Consider the following 17,629-nt stretch of genomic DNA (forward strand, 5'->3'; position numbering starts at 1 on the left):
CTGCCTCGATAGATTAGGCCAATGACCGAGGAAGCGGCCACCGTGGCGCACATCGACCTCGCGCTGGTGGATGCGTGCCTGGAGCACTTCTTCACGGCGTCGAGCGCCCGGGCCGCGGCCTTCGGCCGACCGTCCGAGGAACTCTGGCGCGTGCTCCGCAAGGCGAGCATGGGCGGGAAGCGCTTCCGACCGCGCATGGTCCTCACCTCGTACACCGCCCTCGGCGGTGACGACGAGCACGCGGCCGCACACGTCGCCGCCGCGTACGAGTTGCTGCACACCGCGCTCGTCGTGCACGACGACGTCATCGACCGCGACTGGTCCCGCCGCGGCCGTCCGAACGTGGCCGGGTCCTTCCGCGACACCGCGACGACCGGCGGGCTGCCGCTGCCGACCGCCGAGCACCGTGGGACGAGCGCGGCCGTCATCGCGGGCGACCTCGCGCTCGCCGCCGCCCCGCGCTTCATCGAGGCCAGCGGCGTCACCGGGGAGCGCCGGTCCCGACTGCTCGACCTGTTCGACGACGCCGTCTTCGCCAGTGCCGCCGGCGAGATGGCCGACGTCGACCTCGCGCTCGGCGTCATGCCGACCGTGGCCGAGGTGCTCCAGATGGAACGCGCCAAGACGAGCGTGTACAGCTTCGAGGCGCCGCTGCAGTCCGGCGCCGTGCTCGCCGGGGCGCCCGAGGCCGTGGTGGCCTCGCTCGGCGCCTTCGGCCGCGAGATCGGCATCGCCTACCAGATCGTCGACGACCTGCTCGGGGTCTTCGGCAACGAGGGCGCGACCGGCAAGACCGCGATCGGTGACCTCCGCGAGGGCAAGCGCACCATGCTCATCGCCTACGCGGCGACGACCGACTGCTGGCCGGACCTCGCGCCCTACCTCGGCGACCCGGACCTCACCGAGGAGCGGGCCGCCGGTCTCCGCGCCCTCCTCGTCGAGTGCGGTGCGCGGGACGCAGCCCTCGACCACATCCGCGAGCACACCGCCCTGGCCCGCGCCGAGCTGGCCGCGCTGCCCGACGAACTCGGCGCCCGGCTCGAGGGACTCGTCACCGAACTCGTGGAGCGCGTCCGGTGACGTCGAGCACCACCCCCGACCGCCTGCCGCTCTACGACGCCACCGCCGAGGCCGCCTCGAGCGTGGTCATCAGCCGGTACTCCACGTCGTTCGGCCTCGCCAGCCGACTGCTGACGAAGGACACCCGCGAGCACATCCGGAACGTCTACGCGCTGGTCCGCGTCGCCGACGAGGTCGTGGACGGCCCCGCGACCGAGGCGGGACTCGACCCCGAGCTCGCCCGCACGGTCCTCGACGAGCTCGAGACCGACACCGAGCGTGCGATGGCCCTCGGCTTCTCGGTGAACCCCGTCGTGCACGCCTTCGCCCGGAGCGCCCGGACGACCGGCTTCGGCCCCGAGCTCACGCGCCCGTTCTTCGCGTCGATGCGGATGGACCTCGACCAGACCGAGCACGACCAGGCGTCCTTCGACACCTACGTCTACGGATCGGCCGAGGTCGTCGGCCTGATGTGCCTCCGCGCCTTCGTGTACCGCGCCGGACGACCGACCTTCGACGACGCCGTGCTCGTCGACGGGGCCCGGGCCCTCGGGGCCGCGTTCCAGAAGGTCAACTTCCTCCGCGACCTGCACGCGGACTTCGAGGTGCTCGGCCGCTCGTACTTCCCCGGCGTCGACGTCCGCAGCTTCGACGAGGCCACGAAGGACCGGCTCGTCGCCGACGTCCAGGCCGACCTGGACCGCGCCGCCCGCACCGTGCCGCTCCTGCCGAAGGACGCCCGCCCCGCGGTCGCCCTCGCCCACGCCCTGTTCCAGGAGCTCAACGACCGCATCGCCGCGACCCCGGCAGCGCGGCTCATCACCTCCCGCGTCCGCGTCCCGAACCCCGTGAAGGCCCGCCTCGCCGCGCGGGTCCTCGCCCGGCGGGGCACGCTGTCCGCCCGGAGCGCGCCACCCGCCACCGCACCACACGCCACGACACAGACTGGAGGCTCGTCTTGAGCCCGACCCCTGCCTCCCGTCCGACGACCGGACCGAGCACCGGACGGGCCGTGCCGGTCCGACGGGCCGTCGTCATCGGCGGCGGGATCAGCGGCCTGGCGGCCGCCGCCCTGCTCGCCCGGGACGGCTTCGCCGTGACCGTCCTCGAACAGCGCACCCAGCTCGGCGGTCGTGCCGGCTCGTGGGAGCAGGACGGCTTCCGGTTCGACACCGGCCCGAGCTGGTACCTCATGCCCGAGGTGTTCGACCACTTCTTCCGGCTGCTCGACACGAGTGCCGACGAGCAGCTCGACCTCCAGGTGCTGGACCCCGGGTACCGCGTCTACACCGAGGGGCACGACGAGCCGATCGACCTGCGGGCCTCGCGCGAGGAGAACATCGCGCTGTTCGAGTCGATCGAGCCGGGTGCCGGCGCGAGGATGGCCAAGTACCTCGACTCCGCCGCCGACACGTACGACATGGCCGTGCGCCGGTTCCTGTACGGGACGTTCCAGGACCTCACGAAGCTCGCCGCCCCCGACGTCCTGAAGCGGCTGGGGAAGCTCGCCCGCCTGCTCGTCCAGCCGCTGTCCTCGTTCGCCGCGTCCGCCGTGCAGGACCGACGGCTGTGGCAGATCCTCGGGTACCCGGCGGTGTTCCTCGGCACGAGCCCGTACGCGGCGCCGAGCATGTACCACCTGATGAGCCACCTCGACCTCGCCGACGGGGTGCTCTACCCGAAGGGCGGCATCAGCGCGCTCATCTCCGCCGTCGAGCGGGTCGCACGCGCCGAGGGCGCGACGATCACCACCGGCGCCACCGTGTCCCGCATCGTGGTCGACGACGGCCAGGCCACCGGCGTCGCCTGGCGCGACCAGGACGGCACGGAGCACGTCGAGCACGCCGACCTCGTCGTCAGCGCGGCGGACCTCCGGCACACCGAGATGGAACTCCTCGAGCAGGAGCACCGGACGCACGACGCGGAGCACTGGCAGAAGCGCGATCCCGGTCCCTCGGCCGTCCTCGTCTACCTCGGCGTCGAGGGCGAGGTCCCCGGGCTGCTGCACCACACGCTGGTGTTCACCGCGGACTGGAAGGCGAACTTCGGCGCGATCTTCGGGAAGGACCGGCACGTCCCGGACCCCGCCTCGATCTACGTCTGTGCGCCCTCGCTCACCGACGACTCGGTCGCGCCGGAGGGGCAGAGCAACCTGTTCGTCCTGGTGCCGCTGCCCGCCGACGTCACCATCGGCAAGGGCGGCATCGACGGAGCCGGCGACGCCCAGGTCGAGGCCATCGCCGACCGCGCGATCGACGTCATCGCCGAGCGCTCCGGTGTCCCGGACCTGCGCGACCGGATCCGGGTGCGCCGGACGATCGGCCCGCAGGACTTCGCGGACGACCTGAACGCCTGGAACGGCTCGATGCTCGGTCCCGCACACACCCTGACGCAGAGCGCGTTCTTCCGCGAGAAGAACGCCTCGACGAAGGTCGGCGGGCTCTACTACGTCGGCGCCTCGACGATCCCGGGCATCGGCCTCCCGATGTGCCTCATCAGCGCCGAGGTCCTGCTCAAGCGGATCCACGGGGACACGTCGACCGAGCCGTTGCCGACCCCGCTCCCGCGGTCGGCTGACGCACCGCCGCTCCGGACGACGGGCTGATGCCGGGGCTGTACCTGGCCGGCCTGCTCGTCTCGATCGCCGGGGTCGCGGTGCTCGACGCCCGCCACCGGCTGTTCTTCTGGCGTGCGCCGCTCCGGGCCGCCGTGGTCATGCTCATCGGGCTCGCGTTCTTCATGGTCTGGGACGTCGTCGGCGTGCACCTCGGGATCTTCTTCATCGGCACGACGCCCGTGCTGACGGGTGTGCTCCTCGCCCCGGACGTGCCGCTCGAGGAGTTCTTCTTCCTGGTCCTGCTGTGCTGGACGACGATGGACCTGTTCGGAGCCGTGCGCCCGGTCGCCGAGCGCCTCCGTCGGCGACGGGCTGCACAGGGCACCGGCACGGTCCCCGATGCCCGGGGCGGAGGCCCGGTGTGACCGGGTCGGGGACGTACGCCCTGCTCGCGGTCCCGTTCCTCGGGGTGGCGGTGCTGACCGCGATCGCCGCCGGCGTCGTGTCGGCGCGCCGGAGCCGCGGCACGGTCGGTGCCGGGCGCAGCCGGCGGTCTACCGTCCTCGGCGGCGTCGTCACCGGCGTCGTCCTGGTCGTCATGACGTGTGTGTTCAACAACGTCATCGTCGGGCTCGGCGTCGTCGCGTACGACCGGGCGCTCGTCCTCGGCGCCCGCGTCGGGCTCTTCCCCGTGGAGGACCTCGCCTACGCGATCGGGGCGGTCCTGCTGCTGCCGAGCTGCTGGGTCCTGCTCGACCGACCGGTACGGTCGGAACGCCCGTCCCAGCCGTCCCGTTCCCCCGAGGAGGCCCCATGACCGTGCCCCGCGCCTCCAGACCGTCCACCCTCCGAGCCCTGTTCGTCTCGTCGCGACCGATCAGCTGGGTGAACACCGCCTACCCGTTCGGCGCCGCGTACCTGCTCGGCAGCGGGGTCGGCGTCGAGGGTGGCGGCGGCTTCTCGCTGCTCGCGTTCGTCGTCGGGGTCGTGTACTTCCTCGTGCCGTACAACCTGGCGATGTACGGCATCAACGACGTGTTCGACTACGAGTCCGACCTGCGCAACCCGCGCAAGGGCGGGGTCGAGGGAGCGCTGCTCGACCGGAGTGTGCACCGCGCGACCCTGTGGGCCGTCGTGGTCACGAACGTGCCGTTCCTCGTCGCGCTCGTCCTGCTCGGCGCGGCCAGCGGGAACGGACCGTGGTCGTGGCTCGTGCTCGCGGTCAGCGTGTTCGCGGTCATCGCGTACTCCGCGCCGGGACTGCGCTTCAAGGAGCGGCCGTTCCTCGACTCGATCACCTCGTCCACGCACTTCGTGTCCCCGGCGGTCTACGGACTCGCGCTCGCCGGACCCGAGTGGACCGGACACCTCGTCGCGGTGTGCATCGCGTTCTTCCTGTGGGGGATCGCCTCGCACGCGTTCGGTGCCGTGCAGGACGTGCTCGCCGACCGCGCCGGGGGGATCGGCTCCGTGGCGACCGTCATCGGCGCGCGCGCGACCGTCCGCCTCGCGTTCGCGATGTACCTGGTGGCCGGGGTGGCGCTGCTGTTCTCGGCGTTCCCCGGGCCGATCGCGGCGGTCGTCGTCGTGCCGTACGCGCTCAACGTGCTGCGGTGGTGGAACGTCACCGACGCCGAGGCCGAGTCGGCGAACGCGGGGTGGAAGCGGTTCCTGTGGCTCAACTACCTCGCGGGGGCCGTCGTGACCCTGGCCCTGATCGGGTACGCCTTCACGCACTGACCCCGCGGGTCAGGCCGCGCCGGACACCCGCCGAGCCTGCTCCACAGCCGCGCGGACGCCTCGGGACCACGACGGGCCGTGGCCGGGCAGCACGTGCCGGGCCTCGGTGTCGACGAGCAGGTCGAGCGACGCCACGGCGGTGTCGACGTCCGCCGTCGCCGCCGGGGCGACGATCCGTGGACCGATGCCGCCCGTGTAGGGGTCGAGCGTGACGAGGGCGTCCCCGACGATGACCGCGTCCCGGTCCGCGAAGTGCAGCGCGACGTGTCCGTCCGTGTGACCGGGCGTCTCGATGATCCAGGGGTTCCCCGGGGTCTCGGCGCGGGACTCCATGAGCTCGACCTCGTCGATGCCGTCGACCGTCGCGGCACCCGCCAGCAGCATCCGTCCGAGGGGCCGCAGTCCGCCCGGGTGCGTCAGCACGAAGCCGAACCGGTTCACCGCCGGCCGGTACGAGTACGGGTGCGCGGCGAGGTCCCGGTCGCCCGGGTGGACGTACACGGGGGTGCCCCAGTCGCGGTGCATCCGGGCGGCCGTGCCGACGTGGTCGAAGTGCCCGTGCGTGAGCAGCAGGGCCTCGACCTGGTCGGGGGCGTACCCGAGGTCGTGCACGGCGAGCTGCAGGTGCGGCCAGACCGCGGGCAGCCCGGCGTCGACGACGAGCAGTCGGTCCCCGGTCTCGACCAGGTAGGTGTTGGTGTGTGCGAGCTCGAGGCGGTGGATGCCCTCTGCGACGTCCCGGAACAGCATGACGGGGACGGTAGGCCCACGCCGCTGGACGCGTTGCCGGGAGCAGCGCCGGGGGATGGGCGGCAGCGACCGGTGCGCTGCCCGGACCTCCACCGGAGCGCGTCCCGCGAGTGCGCTCGGTCCGGAGCGTGTACTCAGGATGCATGCCCAACGACTCCCTCCCCGAGCTCGAGCTCGCGAACGTGCGCACCCGGGAGCGGATCACCGAGACGGTGGACCGCATCCGGCAGAAGGCGGACGTGCCCGCGCGCACGCGCCTGGCCGTCGCGAAGACCAAGCAGCGCTGGCGCCACGACCCGACGCCCCTCGTCGCGGTCGCGATGACCGCAGCGGCCGGTGTCGCGGCGATCGTCGTGGGCGTCCGGATCGGGAACACCCCCGCCGGTCGCCTCGCCGCGCTCCGCGAGCCCGCCCCCGTGCCGGTGTTCAAGCCGGTGAAGGTCCGCAAGGACGGCAAGTCGAAGGGCGTCCCCGTCTTCGCACGCAAGGACCCGACGGGCAACCCGGTGTACCAGGAGCGCGAAGCCGCCGAGAAGCGTCAGAAGAAGGACGCGAAGCGGGCGGGGAAGTCGATCAAGCGGATGAAGAAGGCGGCGAAGGGCTGACCATGGCGAAGGAAGCACAGAAGCCGGCGGCGAACGACCCCCGCAAGCCGGATTCACCCACTGACCTCAAGAAGCCGACGGTCACGTACACGCTGAAGAAGACCCTCCGCGAGTTCACCGCCGACCAGTGCACCGACCTCGCGGCGGGCCTCACGTACTACTCCGTCCTCGCGCTCTTCCCGGGTCTGCTGGCGGTCGTGTCCATCCTCGGTCTGTTCGGAGACCCGTCGAAGACCATCGACACCCTGCTGCAGATCATCGGCAACGTCGGGTCGAAGGACGTCGCTGACCTCCTCCGCGACCCGGTCGAGGGTCTCGTCCGCTCGCCCGCCGCTCCCGTCACGTTCATCGTCGGTATCCTCGGTGCGCTCTGGTCGGCCTCCGGCTACGTCGGCGCGTTCGGCCGCGCGATGAACCGCATCTACAACGTGCGTGAGGGTCGCCCGATCTGGAAGCTCCGTCCGACCATGCTCGGCGTCACCGTGACCACGGTCGTCCTGCTCGTCATCGGGCTGCTCACCCTCGTGTCCGCCCCGCTCGCCCGCAGCTTCGGGGACGTCATCGGCCTCGGCGACGTGGCGGTGACCGTACTGTCGATCGTGCAGTGGCCGATCCTGCTCGTCATCGCGATCGTCATCGTCGCGGTGCTCTACTACTGGTCGCCGAACGTCAAGCAGCCGAAGTTCACCTGGGTCGGCGGCGGGTCGATCCTCGCGCTGCTCATCTGGATCATCGCGAGCGTCGGCTTCGGGTTCTACGTCGGGAACTTCTCGAACTACAACGCCACGTACGGCTCGCTCGGTGGTGTGATCGTCTTCCTCCTCTGGATCTGGATCACGAACAACGCACTGCTCTTCGGTGCCGAGTTCGACGCCGAGATCGAGCGTGGCCGCGAGCTGCAGGCCGGCATCAAGGCGGAGGAGGACATCCAGCTCCCCGAGCGCGACACCCGCCAGACCGACAAGCAGGACGAGAAGCGCGCCGAGGACATCATGCAGGGCATCCGCATCCGGCAGAGCGCCGGCGAGACCAAGGACGAGTGAGCACGGCGCGCGAGCGCGTCCTGTCCGGGAGGCTCGGTGTCGGTTCCGTAGGCTTGCCTGCGTGACCGACACCGAGCCTCCCGTCTCCGTCCCCACCGCCGCGAACGACCGTCCGGTCGCGCTCGTCACCGGAGCGACCCGCGGCATCGGCCGTGCGATCACGGCCGACCTGGGCCGGACGCACCACGTGCTCGTCGGCGGACGCGACGCCGACGCGGTCGCCGCCGTCGTCGCGGAGCTGCCGAGCGCGGAGCCCTTCGTCGGGGACCTGGGCGCCGGGGACCTGCCGGCCGTGCCGAGCTGGATCGACGTCCTCGTGCACTCCGCCGGCGTCGAGCAGGGCACCCGCATCGCGGACACCCCGCGGGACACCTGGGAGGCCGTCTTCGCCACGAACGTCTTCGCGGTCGCGGAACTGACCCGCGTGGCGATGCCCGGCCTCCGTGCCGCCCGCGGTCTCGTCGTGACGATCAACAGCGGCGCCGGCTTCACGGCCGGTCCGGGCGGTGGGGTCTACGCGGCGTCGAAGTTCGCGCTCCGGGCCTTCACGGACGCCCTGCGCGAGGAGGAACGCGCGAACGGCGTGCGGGTGTCGAGCGTGCACCCGGGCCGCACCGACTCGGACATGCAGCGGGCCCTCACGGAGAAGCTCGGCGAGGAGTACGACACCGACTACTACCTCGCGCCGGAGGACGTGGCGGATGCCGTCCGCACCGTGGTCGACTTGCCGGAGCGTGGCACGGTCGAGATGCTGTCGATCCGGCCGTCGCGACGGCGCTGAGGGCGCTGCCACGCCGGGCCTCGGCCACGGGCGTCTCGGGACGCCGCGTGGCCGAGCCCGGCCCGACCGGTCCGCCGGTCGAGCCTCAGCTGAGTTCGATCCGCGACGTCAGCCCGAGTCCCCCGAGGAACCGCTCGTCGTGACTCACCACGACGAGCGCACCGCGGAACGACCGGAGGGCCGCGACGAGCTGGTCGACGCTCGACAGGTCGAGGTCGTTCGTCGGCTCGTCGAGCACGAGCAGGTGCGGCGGCGGATCCGCGAGGACGAGACCGGCCAGTGCGACCCGGAAGCGCTCCCCGCCGGACAACGATCCCGCCGGCCGGTCGACGGTGTCCCCGCGAACGAGCAGCCGCGCGAGCCGGTTCCGCAGCTCCGGCACCGGGACGGCCGGCGCTGCGCGTCGCACGTTCTCGAGGACCGTCGCGTCGTCGTCGAGGGTGTCCTTCTGCTGCGGGAGGTACCCGACCCGGTCGGTGTGGGCGACCGCGCCGGTGTCGGGGAGCGGGTGTTCCCGTGCCGTCGGGAGCCCGACGAGCTGTTCCAACAGGGTCGTCTTGCCGACGCCGTTGTCGCCGACGAGGGCGAGGCGCTCGGGTCCCCGCACGACCGCGTCCCGACCGCGCACGGTGATCGTCGCGATCTGCCGCGACGCGGCCACGCCGGGGTCGGGCAACTCGACGTGCAGTGTCTCGTCCTGTCCGACGCGGCGGCCGGCCTCCCGTACCGTCGCGGACGCCACCGCCTCGGCCGACGCGTGTCCGGACCGGAGCCGCCCGGCGGTCGCCTCGGCCTGCTTCCGCCGCTCGTTCGCCAGGATCTTCGGCATGGACGTGGCGGACGCGGCCCCTGCCTTCGCACGTCGCGCGATGGAGGTCTCGGCCTCGATCCGCTGCCGCTTCTCGGCACGGTACCGCTGCTCGGCGACCCGGACCTCCCGTTCGACGGCCGCCTGCCGCACGGCGAGGTGCTCCTCGTACGCCGAGAACGTGCCGCCGAACACGGTCAGAGCGCCGTCGCGGAGCTCGACGACCTCGTCGACGTGCTCCAGGAGTTCCCGGTCGTGGCTCACGACGACGAGTGTGCCGCGCCAGTCGTCGATCAGCGCGAGCAGGGCCGCCCGCGCTCGGCGGTCGAGGTTGTTCGTCGGCTCGTCGAGGAACGCGATCGGACGCGCGCGGAGACGGATCCCCGCGACCGCGACGAGCGCCGCCTGACCGCCCGACAGCGTCCCGACGGGGCGGTCGAGGTCGGCAGCGCCGAGGGTCGCTCGCGGACCGAGGTCGAGGGCGGCCAAGGCCGCTCCGGCCCGGTCCTCGACGTCCCAGTCGTCGCCGACCACCTCGAAGTCATCCGGCGTCGCGTTCCCGGCGAGGACGGCGCGGAGCGCCGTGACCTGCGCACCGACCCCGAGCAGGTCCGCGACGGTCCCTGGAGGGCCGGGACGGGCCTCCAGACCGGACGGCACGGCGGTGCCTGCTCCGGACGGGAGGTGCGGTGCGGCTCCGGCGAGCCGCTGCGGCAGGTGGTCCACGGCTCCCGTCGTCTCGACGGAACCGGCGGTGGGGACGAGCTGGCCGGTGACGAGGCGGACGAGGGTCGACTTGCCGGCCCCGTTCCGGCCGACCAGACCGGTGCGGCCGCGACCGAACGCGGCGGTGATGCGGTCGAGCGCGACGGTGCCGTCGGGCCACGCGAAGGAGACGTCGTGCAGGACGACGGACGGACTGATGGGCATGCGGATGCCTCCGGAGGTCGTGCGGGCGCACGACACCGTCAGCCGCTCGGGCGGCGGTCCCACCGGTGGGCGGGCGAGGTCACGGTGTCAGCGCAGGGACAGCTGCTGCTGCGGCGCAGTGCCGGTGATCTCGCGCAATGTCGCACCGTCTCCGTCGGGGATCCCCGTGGCCGTCACCCGTGCCGTCGGCCGGTCGTCCCGCACCGCGACCCCGGAGCGATGACGGGGTACGACTCACCGTACGGCCGTGCAGTCGGCGCGCGCAAGATGTCCGGCATGGCTGACGACGAGAAGCAGACGCGGGACGACTTCCACGACGCGGTGAACATGACCGCGTCCCAGCTCGAGAAGTGGCTGGACACCGACGAGTCGAAGTCCGTCGGGCAGAAGAAGGACGGCGCGACCGAGTCCACCGGGCACGAGTCCGGCCGGCACATCGTGGCGATCCTGCAGAAGAAGCAGGGTGACCTCACCGACGAGGACTACGCACACATGCGCAAGGTCGTCGGGTACGTCGCCCGGCACTCGGAGCAGCGGCCCTCAGGCGACGTCACCGACACCAAGTGGCGCTACTCGCTCATGAACTGGGGCAACGACCCGCTGAAGTAGGCGACGGCTCAAGTAGCGTGGCGGTCATGCCGGACAACCTGCTCCCGACCCCCTCGACGAACCCCGAGACCCTGCTGCCCGCCGAACCCGAGGTGGACGCGCTCCTCCGGTCGAATGCGCCCGTCTCCTCGGTGGTGGTGTCGCACCCGTCGTCGAGCCTGGCGTGGGCGCTGCTCGCCGACGAGGCGTGGGAGCGCGGCGCCACGCTCGAGTCCTACGCGTACGCCCGGGTCGGCTACCACCGCGGCCTCGACGCGCTCCGGAAGGCCGGCTGGCGTGGTGCCGGGCCGGTGCCGTGGTCGCACGAGCCGAACCGCGGCGTCCTGCGGTCCCTGTTCGCCCTGCGCCGCGCTGCCGAGGCGATCGACGAACCCGGCGAGCCCGAGCGCCTGACGCAGTTCCTCGACGGCGCGGACCCCGCGGCCGCCGAGGCCATCGCGCGCGGCTGAGCTACGGCGCGCCCCGTAGCGCGGGCGGCGCGGGCGGCGCGCAGCGGCTGCGCCCAACAGGAACCCGTCCGAACCGGGGGATCCCCTGGTTCGGACGGGTTCCTGTTGTGCCGGTGCAGCCGCCGCCGTGCAGCTGCCGCCGCGGCCCTACGCCAGCAGCACGCTCCAGCTGCGGGCGCTCGGCCAGAGCTGGTGCTCCGGCAGGACGTCGAGGCCGCACGCCCGGCTCCCGAGGCCGTGCTGCGCGTCGTCGAGGTACAGGTACAGCGCATCCGGCGTCGGCAACTCGTGCGGGTGCCCGGCACGCCCGACCTGCTGCGCGGTCCACGGCGTCAGGGTGAACCCGGCGCGGTGCCCCGACGTCGGGTCCGGCACGGTCGACACCGTGAACGGACCGACCGTCAGCGTCCGCAGTTCCGGACGGTGCCCGGTCTCCTGCGGCATCGAGTAGCGCGTCGTCATCGCGGACACGGGCGCCTCGAAGCGTCCGACGCGCGCGGCGTGCGAGGAGTCCGCGTACGACTCGTCCGGGCCGGTACCGAACCACGAGACCGTCCCGTCCAGCAGCGCGGCGGGCAGGTCGATGCGGACCCCGACCCGCGGCCAGGTCACGTCCCACCCGCCGAACGGCACCGCGTCGGTCCGCAGGAGCAGCCCGGCGTCGGTCAGCGTCCAGCGGTGCGTGACCTCGACGCCGGCCCCGCTGTTCGCCGCCGCGACGCGGACGCGCTGCACGAGGCCGTCGTCGGTCCGCTCGACCGCGACGAGCCGGTGCGTCAGGCGGTCGAGCCCACGGGCCTCCCACCGGGACGCAGAGGAGGGCGCATCCGGATCGCCGACCCCGCCGGTGAGCACCGGGTCCGCCGTCTCGTAGCCGCCCTGGGACGCGCCACGGTCGTTGTCCGTCGGCGCGCGCCACAGTTCGAAGCGCGGGCCGGCGACCGCGTGCCCCTTGAGGGAGGCGAGGTCGCCACGGGCGGTGAAGGTCGCCTCCCCGAGACGGTCGCCGTCCCAGCGTGGTCGGGAGGCGCGGATCACCCGGGCAGGCCCGCTCGCCACGAGCGTCTGGGTGCCTGCCACGACGTGGCCGGTGTCGGCCCACGCCGTCGGTCCGGCGAGTTCCGCCACGACCTCGAACCACAGCTCGTCGCCGGGGGCGAGCGCCGCCGCGGCGAGCACCTCCGCCGGGACCGGCACCGTGGCGGACCCCCGCGCGGCGACGACACCGGGGGCGAGCCTCCCGGACGCCTCGACGACGCCGTTCCGCGACAGCGTCCAGACGAACCGCAGGCCCGCGGTGGAGGCGGAGTGGTACCGGTTCTCGATGAGCACGGTGCCGCCGCCCGCGGCCGTCCCACCGCCGAACGGGGAGACGGAGAGGCGCACCGGCGCGACCACGGCCGCGAACTCGGCGAGGCCCGGCGTCGGGGTGTCGTCCGGCAGCACGAGGCCGTCCATCACGAAGTTGCCGTCGTGCACGACCTCGTGGTGGTCGCCGCCGTAGGCGTAGTAGGGGGTGCCGTCGGCGGTGTGCGCGAGGAGGCCGTGGTCACGCCACTCCCACACGAAGCCGCCGTGCAGACGCGGGTACCGGTCGACCAGGGCCTCGTACTCGGCGATCTGGCCGGGGCCGTTGCCCATCGCGTGCACGTACTCGCAGTGCAGGAACGGCTTCGAGCGCTGCCGGGCGGCCTCGGCGGGACCGCACCCGAGCAGGGGCGTGGCCGCACCGCCGCCGATCGACTCGGTCTCCTGCAGCGTCGGGTACATCCGCGAGTAGACGTCGGTGTACTCGCCCGTGTAGTCGCCCTCGTAGTGCACGGGGCGTTCGGTGTCGCGGGCGTGCACCCACTGCGCCATCGCGGCCAGGTTGCGTCCCGTGCCGGACTCGTTGCCGAGCGACCACATCACGATCGACGCGTGGTTCTTGTCCCGCTCGACGGTCCGCGCGATGCGGTCGAGGTAGGCGTCCTCCCACGCGGGGTCGTCCGACGGGTTGCCCTGCCAGCCGAGGGCCTCGAACCCGTGCGTCTCGAGGTCGCACTCCAGGACCACCCAGAACCCGAGCTCGTCGGCGAGGTCGAGCACGCGCGGGTGCGGCGGGTAGTGCGACGTCCGGATCGCGTTGACGTTGCTGCGCTTCATGAGCGCCATGTCCGCCCGGGCGTGGGCCTCGTCGAACACCCGCCCGCGCTCGGGGTGCGTCTCGTGCCGGTTCACGCCGTGGAAGACGACCCGCTCGCCGTTCACCAGGAAGCGGTCGCCGACGATCTGCACGGTGCGGAAGCCGAGCCGGAGCGCGACCGTCTCACCCGCGGCCGACATCGTGGCGTCGTACAGGCGGGGGACCTCGGCGCTCCACGGCTCGACGCCCTCGACGGTCACCGGTGCGACGTCCTCGGCGGAGGCCCAGGTGACGTCCACGCCGAGCTCGGGCACCCGGAAGCGCACCGGGAACGTGGCCTCGATGCTCGGCACCGTGATCGTGCCGGTGCCCGTCGCGGGACGGCCGGACGCCGCGGTCCCGGCGCTCGCCCCGTCGCCGGGGACGGCGGACCAGGCGGCGCGCACGAACACGTCGTCGATCGGTGCGACCGGACGGGCGAGCAGGGTGACGTCCCGGAAGATCCCGGGGAGCCACCACTGGTCCTGGTCCTCCAGGTACGAGGCCGCCGACCACTGGTGCACGCGCACCCGGAGTTCGTTGTCCCCGGGCACGAGCAGCTCGGTGACGTCGAACTCGGTCGCGAGCCGGGACCCGGTCGACCACCCGACCTCCTGCCCGTTCAGCCACACCCGGAAGTGCGACTCGACACCGTCGAAGCGGAGCAGCACCCGCGCGGCACCGTCGAAGGAGCCCGGCACGGTGAAGGTCCGGCGGTGGTCACCGGTCGGGTTCTCGTCCGGCGGGTGCGGGGCGTCGATCGGGAAGGGGTACTGGACGTTCGTGTAGCTCGGCGCCCCGTGGCCGTGCAGGACCCAGTGCGAGGGCACCGGGAGCGTGCCCCAGCCGTCCGGGTCCTCGAAGGCGGGGGCGTCGGCGACGGGCGACCAGCGGAAGTCCCACTCCCCGGCGAGCGACAGGGACGGAGCGTCCGTGTGCAGCCAGGCGCGCGGCGCCAGTCGTGTCGCCGAGCCCGGCGTCGTCGCGTGCAGGTCGTCGAGTGCGGCGTCGGTCAACGTCGACCAGTCCTTCCGTGGTGCCCCGCGCTCGGGGCGCTCGGGACGGGTGTGGCGATCAGCGGGGCCGGGACGGCGACCGTGCCGTCGTCCCGGCGCGTCGTCGATCGGGTGCAGCGTCAAGCCAACCACAGGACCCGACGTCCACCTGGGATCGGGGTCAGGTGCCGTCGCGGAGCGTGGGACCCCCACGAGAGGAGCAACGATGAGCGAACGCGGGAACACCACCCACAACCCGGAGCTCGACGACCAGCTGGCGCACGAGGCGCAGAGCATCGTCCAGGGACACGGCAGCAACGCCCACGTCGAGGAGTTCCGCCAGTCCGAGCCGGTACCGGACGACACCGACGACGCCGAGACCGTCCAGGCCTCGGGCTACGACGGCGACCTCGAGGGCGCACTCGTCGACGACTCGACGGACGTCGACGCCGCCGACGACCCGGACGGGGTCGCCGCCGAGCAGCCGGACGGCAGCGGTGACGGTGCCGACGCGACGGTCTGGTCGACGTCCTCGGCGGCCGACCCGGACGCGTCGGCCGACGTCACGTCGTCGAACGCCTCCGCGGCCGACGGCGCGAGCGACACCGCCGACCTGCCGACCACGGACGAGGAGGCCTGAGCATGCCCGTCACCGCGAACGAGGCCACCGACGAAGGACGCTCGCTCGGCACGCGGCTCGCCACCGGCGGCACGTGGACCTGGGCGTACGTCGACGCCTCCGGGGACCGCGAGGACCCGCAGCACCTCGCCGCCCTGCAGCGCCGGAAGGCCGAGGACGCCCTCCGCGCCGCGGGTGCCGACGCGGACGTCATCGACACCGTGATGGCCGAGCTCGAGGAGACGCCCGGGGTCCCCGCGCCGGTCAGCCGCTACGTCCTGGTGCACGACGGCGAGCTCGTGCTCAGTGACCTGCTGCCCGGGCACATGCACGGACCCGAGTCCGTCGGCCACGGCGCCGTGCCCGACCTCGTGCCGCTCCTGGCGCACCGCCCGCTCGACGTCCCGTTCCTCGTCGTCGAGGTCGGCCGTGGTGGCGGTGGCTACCGCGCCTACCGGCTCGGGCACGTCGACCACCCCGACCAGCGCGAGGAGCAGGAGGTCGAGGGCCGCACCGACACGCTCCACAAGTTCCAAGGCGGTGGCTGGTCGCACCTGCGCTGGCAGCACCACACCGAGGAACTCTGGCGACAGAACGAGTCCGAGGTGGCAGCCGCCGTGCAGGACGCCGTCGACCGGCTGGCACCACGGCTGATCATCGTCGCCGGGGACATCCGGGCGCGGCAGCTCCTCGTCGCCGAGCTGTCGAAGACGAAGGCGACCGCACCCCTGCTCTCCGAGGTGCCGATCGACCCGCGGGCGTCCGACGCGTCGGAGGACGGTGTCCGCGAGCACGTCGACATCGCGCTCGCCCGGGTCGTCGCCCAGCGGCGGCACGACGTCGAGGACCTCCTCCGCACACACGAGGGACGCGGTGACGGCGAGATCGCGGCGGGACTCGGCCCGGTCGTCGAGGCGCTGCAGCAGGCGCAGCCGTCGGTCGTCGTCCTCGACCCCGCCGGGTTCGCCGACCGCACGGTCCTGGCCCTCGACGCCGCGCCCTGGATCGCGACCGCCCCGGAGCAGGCGCTCGGTGCAGCGGTGCTCGGACCCGTCCCGGCGGCGGTCGGGCTCGTCCGCGCCGCACTGCTCACCGACGCCGAGGTCGTGTACGCCAACGCCGCGGCGCTGCCCGGCGGCGGCCCGACCGCCGCGCTGCTGCGCTGGCGCACCGGACCGGAGGTCCCCGGGGCCTGACCGGCCGACGACGGACGGGAGGCTCGTGGCGGCGCCGCCACGAGCCTCCCGTCCGTCCGCCACCCCGGCACGCGACCGGCGCGGAAGTCAGTCGTGCGACCGGTCCGCCCGCGGGACGAGGGGCAGGGCCAGCACCGGCAGTGCCGCGACCAGCAGGAACGACCCCGCGAACCCGACCAGTCCGACCAGGGCGCCGATGCCCGGGCCGACGGCGCTCGCCGCGATGAACTGCCCGGTGTTCTGCGCGCCGAGGGCCCGGCCAGACCACCGGGGACCGGCGGCCTCCGCGACTGACGTGTACGCGAGCCCGTTGTCGGCCACCGTGACGCTCGTCGCCACGACGAGGACGACCGCGGCGGCTGGCAGGTGCGCCACGTCGACGAGCGCGAGGACCGCCATCACCGCCGCCGCCGAGACGGCCACGACGCGCAACGGGCCGACGCGGGAGCCGACGCGGTCGCTCCACACCCCGACCAGGATCCGACCGACCGCCCCGACGAACTGGGACGCGCCGACCAGGAGGCCCGCGGCAGCCGTCGACCACCCGAGCGTCACGAGCCACACCAGGCCGTACGTGGACAGCGTGAACTGCGGCACGACGAGCAGGACCGACACCGCGTGGATGCGCCAGAGGAACCCCGTCGACCGGTAGGGGTTCTCGGCGGCAGGGCCGGCGGCTGCCGCAGGCGGGCGAGGCGGATCGACGATCCCGAGCGTGCAGGCCACCGCGAGCACCGCGCACAGCACCACCGGCAGGACGAGGGCCGCCCGGATGCCGGACGTCTCGGCGAGCGTCGGCACCGTGACGGCCGCCAGCGTCACACCGAGCGGCTGCGACATCTGCCGGATCCCCATCGCGAGACCGCGCCGTTCCTTCGGGAACCAGCCGACGACCACCCGCCCGCTCGCCGCGTTCGTCGACGCGCTCGTCATGCCGGCCAGGAGGAACGCCACCCCGAGCAGCACGGCGTCGAGGCCGGCGATCCAGGCCCCGGCGACCGCGAGGGTGGTGAGGACGAGGCCGCCCGCGATGACGATGCGCTCGCCGACGCGGTCGGTGACCGCGCCCCAGGCGATGAGCGTGAGGACCATGCCCGCGGTGGGGGCGGCGGCCAGCAGACCGGCCTGCGTGAGGGACAGCCCCTGGGCGTGCAGGTGCGGGATGAGGAGTGCGGGCGCGGTCACGACGAGCGTGCCGGCGGCCTGCGCGGCGACCCCGAGCCCGAGCATCGTCCACGCTCGGGCGGGGGTGCGGGCCACGTGGCCTCCGTCTCGGCTGGTGTACCGGAACGGTATACCAACGGGGGCGACGCCACTACGCTGG

17 protein-coding genes are annotated in these 17,629 nt (G+C 73.2%); 13 read left to right on the top strand and 4 right to left on the bottom strand.

What is annotated here, in order from left to right; genetic code table 11:
- The first annotated feature begins 21 nt into the window (after positions 1 to 21).
- Genes DEJ34_RS02030 through DEJ34_RS02055 form a run of 6 tightly spaced genes read left to right on the top strand, consistent with a single transcriptional unit; the run spans position 22 to position 5,356 of the window.
- Positions 22 to 1,080, top strand: a complete 1,059-nt coding sequence (locus DEJ34_RS02030) for a polyprenyl synthetase family protein (RefSeq protein WP_110911177.1) — start codon at positions 22 to 24, stop codon at positions 1,078 to 1,080.
- Positions 1,077 to 2,021, top strand: coding sequence for a phytoene/squalene synthase family protein (locus tag DEJ34_RS02035; protein WP_110911176.1), 945 nt, complete (start codon positions 1,077 to 1,079; stop codon positions 2,019 to 2,021). Before DEJ34_RS02030 ends, DEJ34_RS02035 begins: the two co-directional genes overlap by 4 nt.
- Positions 2,018 to 3,664, top strand: coding sequence for a phytoene desaturase family protein (crtI, locus tag DEJ34_RS02040; protein ID WP_258368304.1), 1,647 nt, complete (start codon positions 2,018 to 2,020; stop codon positions 3,662 to 3,664). Before DEJ34_RS02035 ends, crtI begins: the two co-directional genes overlap by 4 nt.
- Positions 3,664 to 4,041: a lycopene cyclase domain-containing protein gene (locus DEJ34_RS02045; RefSeq protein ID WP_110911174.1), complete on the top strand. Its 378-nt coding sequence runs from the start codon at positions 3,664 to 3,666 to the stop codon at positions 4,039 to 4,041. Before crtI ends, DEJ34_RS02045 begins: the two co-directional genes overlap by 1 nt.
- Positions 4,038 to 4,433 carry a lycopene cyclase domain-containing protein gene (locus DEJ34_RS02050; RefSeq protein WP_110890657.1) on the top strand — a complete coding sequence of 132 codons (396 nt, stop codon included), beginning with the start codon at positions 4,038 to 4,040 and terminating at the stop codon, positions 4,431 to 4,433. The genes DEJ34_RS02045 and DEJ34_RS02050 overlap by 4 nt, the downstream gene beginning before the upstream one ends.
- Entirely contained in the window at positions 4,430 to 5,356 is a 927-nt protein-coding gene (locus tag DEJ34_RS02055; protein WP_110901025.1) for a prenyltransferase, read from the top strand. The genes DEJ34_RS02050 and DEJ34_RS02055 overlap by 4 nt, the downstream gene beginning before the upstream one ends.
- Positions 5,357 to 5,365: 9 nt before the next feature.
- Here DEJ34_RS02055 and DEJ34_RS02060 read toward each other — a convergent pair whose 3' ends face one another.
- Complete coding sequence (locus DEJ34_RS02060; RefSeq protein ID WP_181420628.1) at positions 5,366 to 6,106, bottom strand: MBL fold metallo-hydrolase; 741 nt, start codon at positions 6,104 to 6,106, stop codon at positions 5,366 to 5,368.
- 143 nt (positions 6,107 to 6,249) lie between these two features.
- Between DEJ34_RS02060 and DEJ34_RS02065 the strand changes: the two genes are divergently transcribed.
- The 3 genes from DEJ34_RS02065 (at position 6,250) to DEJ34_RS02075 (ending at position 8,535) form a co-directional block, all read left to right on the top strand.
- On the top strand, positions 6,250 to 6,711 hold the full coding sequence (locus tag DEJ34_RS02065) for a hypothetical protein (protein WP_110911173.1): 462 nt from the start codon (positions 6,250 to 6,252) through the stop codon (positions 6,709 to 6,711).
- Between the two features lie 2 nt (positions 6,712 to 6,713).
- On the top strand, positions 6,714 to 7,754 hold the full coding sequence (locus DEJ34_RS02070; RefSeq protein ID WP_110823296.1) for a YihY/virulence factor BrkB family protein: 1,041 nt from the start codon (positions 6,714 to 6,716) through the stop codon (positions 7,752 to 7,754).
- A 61-nt stretch (positions 7,755 to 7,815) separates the two neighbouring features.
- Positions 7,816 to 8,535: an SDR family oxidoreductase gene (locus tag DEJ34_RS02075; RefSeq protein ID WP_110911172.1), complete on the top strand. Its 720-nt coding sequence runs from the start codon at positions 7,816 to 7,818 to the stop codon at positions 8,533 to 8,535.
- Between the two features lie 85 nt (positions 8,536 to 8,620).
- Here the strand turns inward: DEJ34_RS02075 and DEJ34_RS02080 are convergent, their stop codons facing one another.
- Positions 8,621 to 10,273: an ABC-F family ATP-binding cassette domain-containing protein gene (locus DEJ34_RS02080; protein ID WP_110911222.1), complete on the bottom strand. Its 1,653-nt coding sequence runs from the start codon at positions 10,271 to 10,273 to the stop codon at positions 8,621 to 8,623.
- 276 nt (positions 10,274 to 10,549) lie between these two features.
- On the opposite strand from DEJ34_RS02080, the gene DEJ34_RS02085 reads away from it, so the two are divergent.
- Together DEJ34_RS02085 and DEJ34_RS02090 are read left to right on the top strand one after the other, a co-directional pair.
- Positions 10,550 to 10,882 carry a DUF3140 domain-containing protein gene (locus tag DEJ34_RS02085; RefSeq protein WP_110823940.1) on the top strand — a complete coding sequence of 111 codons (333 nt, stop codon included), beginning with the start codon at positions 10,550 to 10,552 and terminating at the stop codon, positions 10,880 to 10,882.
- Between the two features lie 26 nt (positions 10,883 to 10,908).
- Positions 10,909 to 11,331, top strand: coding sequence for a DUF3151 domain-containing protein (locus tag DEJ34_RS02090; RefSeq protein WP_110823941.1), 423 nt, complete (start codon positions 10,909 to 10,911; stop codon positions 11,329 to 11,331).
- 147 nt (positions 11,332 to 11,478) lie between these two features.
- On the opposite strand, the gene DEJ34_RS02095 is transcribed toward DEJ34_RS02090, so the two are convergent.
- Positions 11,479 to 14,511: a glycoside hydrolase family 2 TIM barrel-domain containing protein gene (locus DEJ34_RS02095; protein WP_110911171.1), complete on the bottom strand. Its 3,033-nt coding sequence runs from the start codon at positions 14,509 to 14,511 to the stop codon at positions 11,479 to 11,481.
- A gap of 205 nt (positions 14,512 to 14,716) precedes the next feature.
- On the opposite strand from DEJ34_RS02095, the gene DEJ34_RS02100 reads away from it, so the two are divergent.
- Positions 14,717 to 15,130, top strand: coding sequence for a hypothetical protein (locus DEJ34_RS02100; protein WP_110911170.1), 414 nt, complete (start codon positions 14,717 to 14,719; stop codon positions 15,128 to 15,130).
- A gap of 2 nt (positions 15,131 to 15,132) precedes the next feature.
- The gene (locus DEJ34_RS02105; RefSeq protein ID WP_110911169.1) at positions 15,133 to 16,305 is read left to right on the top strand and encodes a baeRF2 domain-containing protein; all 1,173 of its coding nucleotides are present in this window, start codon (positions 15,133 to 15,135) and stop codon (positions 16,303 to 16,305) included.
- 87 nt (positions 16,306 to 16,392) lie between these two features.
- On the opposite strand, the gene DEJ34_RS02110 is transcribed toward DEJ34_RS02105, so the two are convergent.
- Positions 16,393 to 17,535, bottom strand: a complete 1,143-nt coding sequence (locus DEJ34_RS02110) for an MFS transporter (protein ID WP_110911221.1) — start codon at positions 17,533 to 17,535, stop codon at positions 16,393 to 16,395.
- Between the last annotated feature and the right edge of the window lie 94 nt (positions 17,536 to 17,629).

It is taken from the genome of Curtobacterium sp. MCPF17_050 (assembly GCF_003224435.2).
GTDB lineage: Bacteria > Actinomycetota > Actinomycetes > Actinomycetales > Microbacteriaceae > Curtobacterium.

Excerpts from the sequence above, each read along its gene's own strand:
- DEJ34_RS02090 (WP_110823941.1), top strand. The coding sequence starts at position 10,909 with ATGCCGGACAACCTGCTCCCGACCCCCTCGACGAACCCCGAGACCCTG.
- DEJ34_RS02110 (WP_110911221.1), bottom strand. The coding sequence starts at position 17,535 with ATGCTCGGGCTCGGGGTCGCCGCGCAGGCCGCCGGCACGCTCGTCGTG.
- DEJ34_RS02030 (WP_110911177.1), top strand. The coding sequence starts at position 22 with ATGACCGAGGAAGCGGCCACCGTGGCGCACATCGACCTCGCGCTGGTG.
- DEJ34_RS02105 (WP_110911169.1), top strand. The coding sequence starts at position 15,133 with ATGCCCGTCACCGCGAACGAGGCCACCGACGAAGGACGCTCGCTCGGC.
- DEJ34_RS02070 (WP_110823296.1), top strand. The coding sequence starts at position 6,714 with ATGGCGAAGGAAGCACAGAAGCCGGCGGCGAACGACCCCCGCAAGCCG.
- DEJ34_RS02055 (WP_110901025.1), top strand. The coding sequence starts at position 4,430 with ATGACCGTGCCCCGCGCCTCCAGACCGTCCACCCTCCGAGCCCTGTTC.
- DEJ34_RS02100 (WP_110911170.1), top strand. The coding sequence starts at position 14,717 with ATGAGCGAACGCGGGAACACCACCCACAACCCGGAGCTCGACGACCAG.
- DEJ34_RS02060 (WP_181420628.1), bottom strand. The coding sequence starts at position 6,106 with ATGCTGTTCCGGGACGTCGCAGAGGGCATCCACCGCCTCGAGCTCGCA.
- DEJ34_RS02085 (WP_110823940.1), top strand. The coding sequence starts at position 10,550 with ATGGCTGACGACGAGAAGCAGACGCGGGACGACTTCCACGACGCGGTG.
- DEJ34_RS02080 (WP_110911222.1), bottom strand. The coding sequence starts at position 10,273 with ATGCCCATCAGTCCGTCCGTCGTCCTGCACGACGTCTCCTTCGCGTGG.
- DEJ34_RS02045 (WP_110911174.1), top strand. The coding sequence starts at position 3,664 with ATGCCGGGGCTGTACCTGGCCGGCCTGCTCGTCTCGATCGCCGGGGTC.
- DEJ34_RS02065 (WP_110911173.1), top strand. The coding sequence starts at position 6,250 with ATGCCCAACGACTCCCTCCCCGAGCTCGAGCTCGCGAACGTGCGCACC.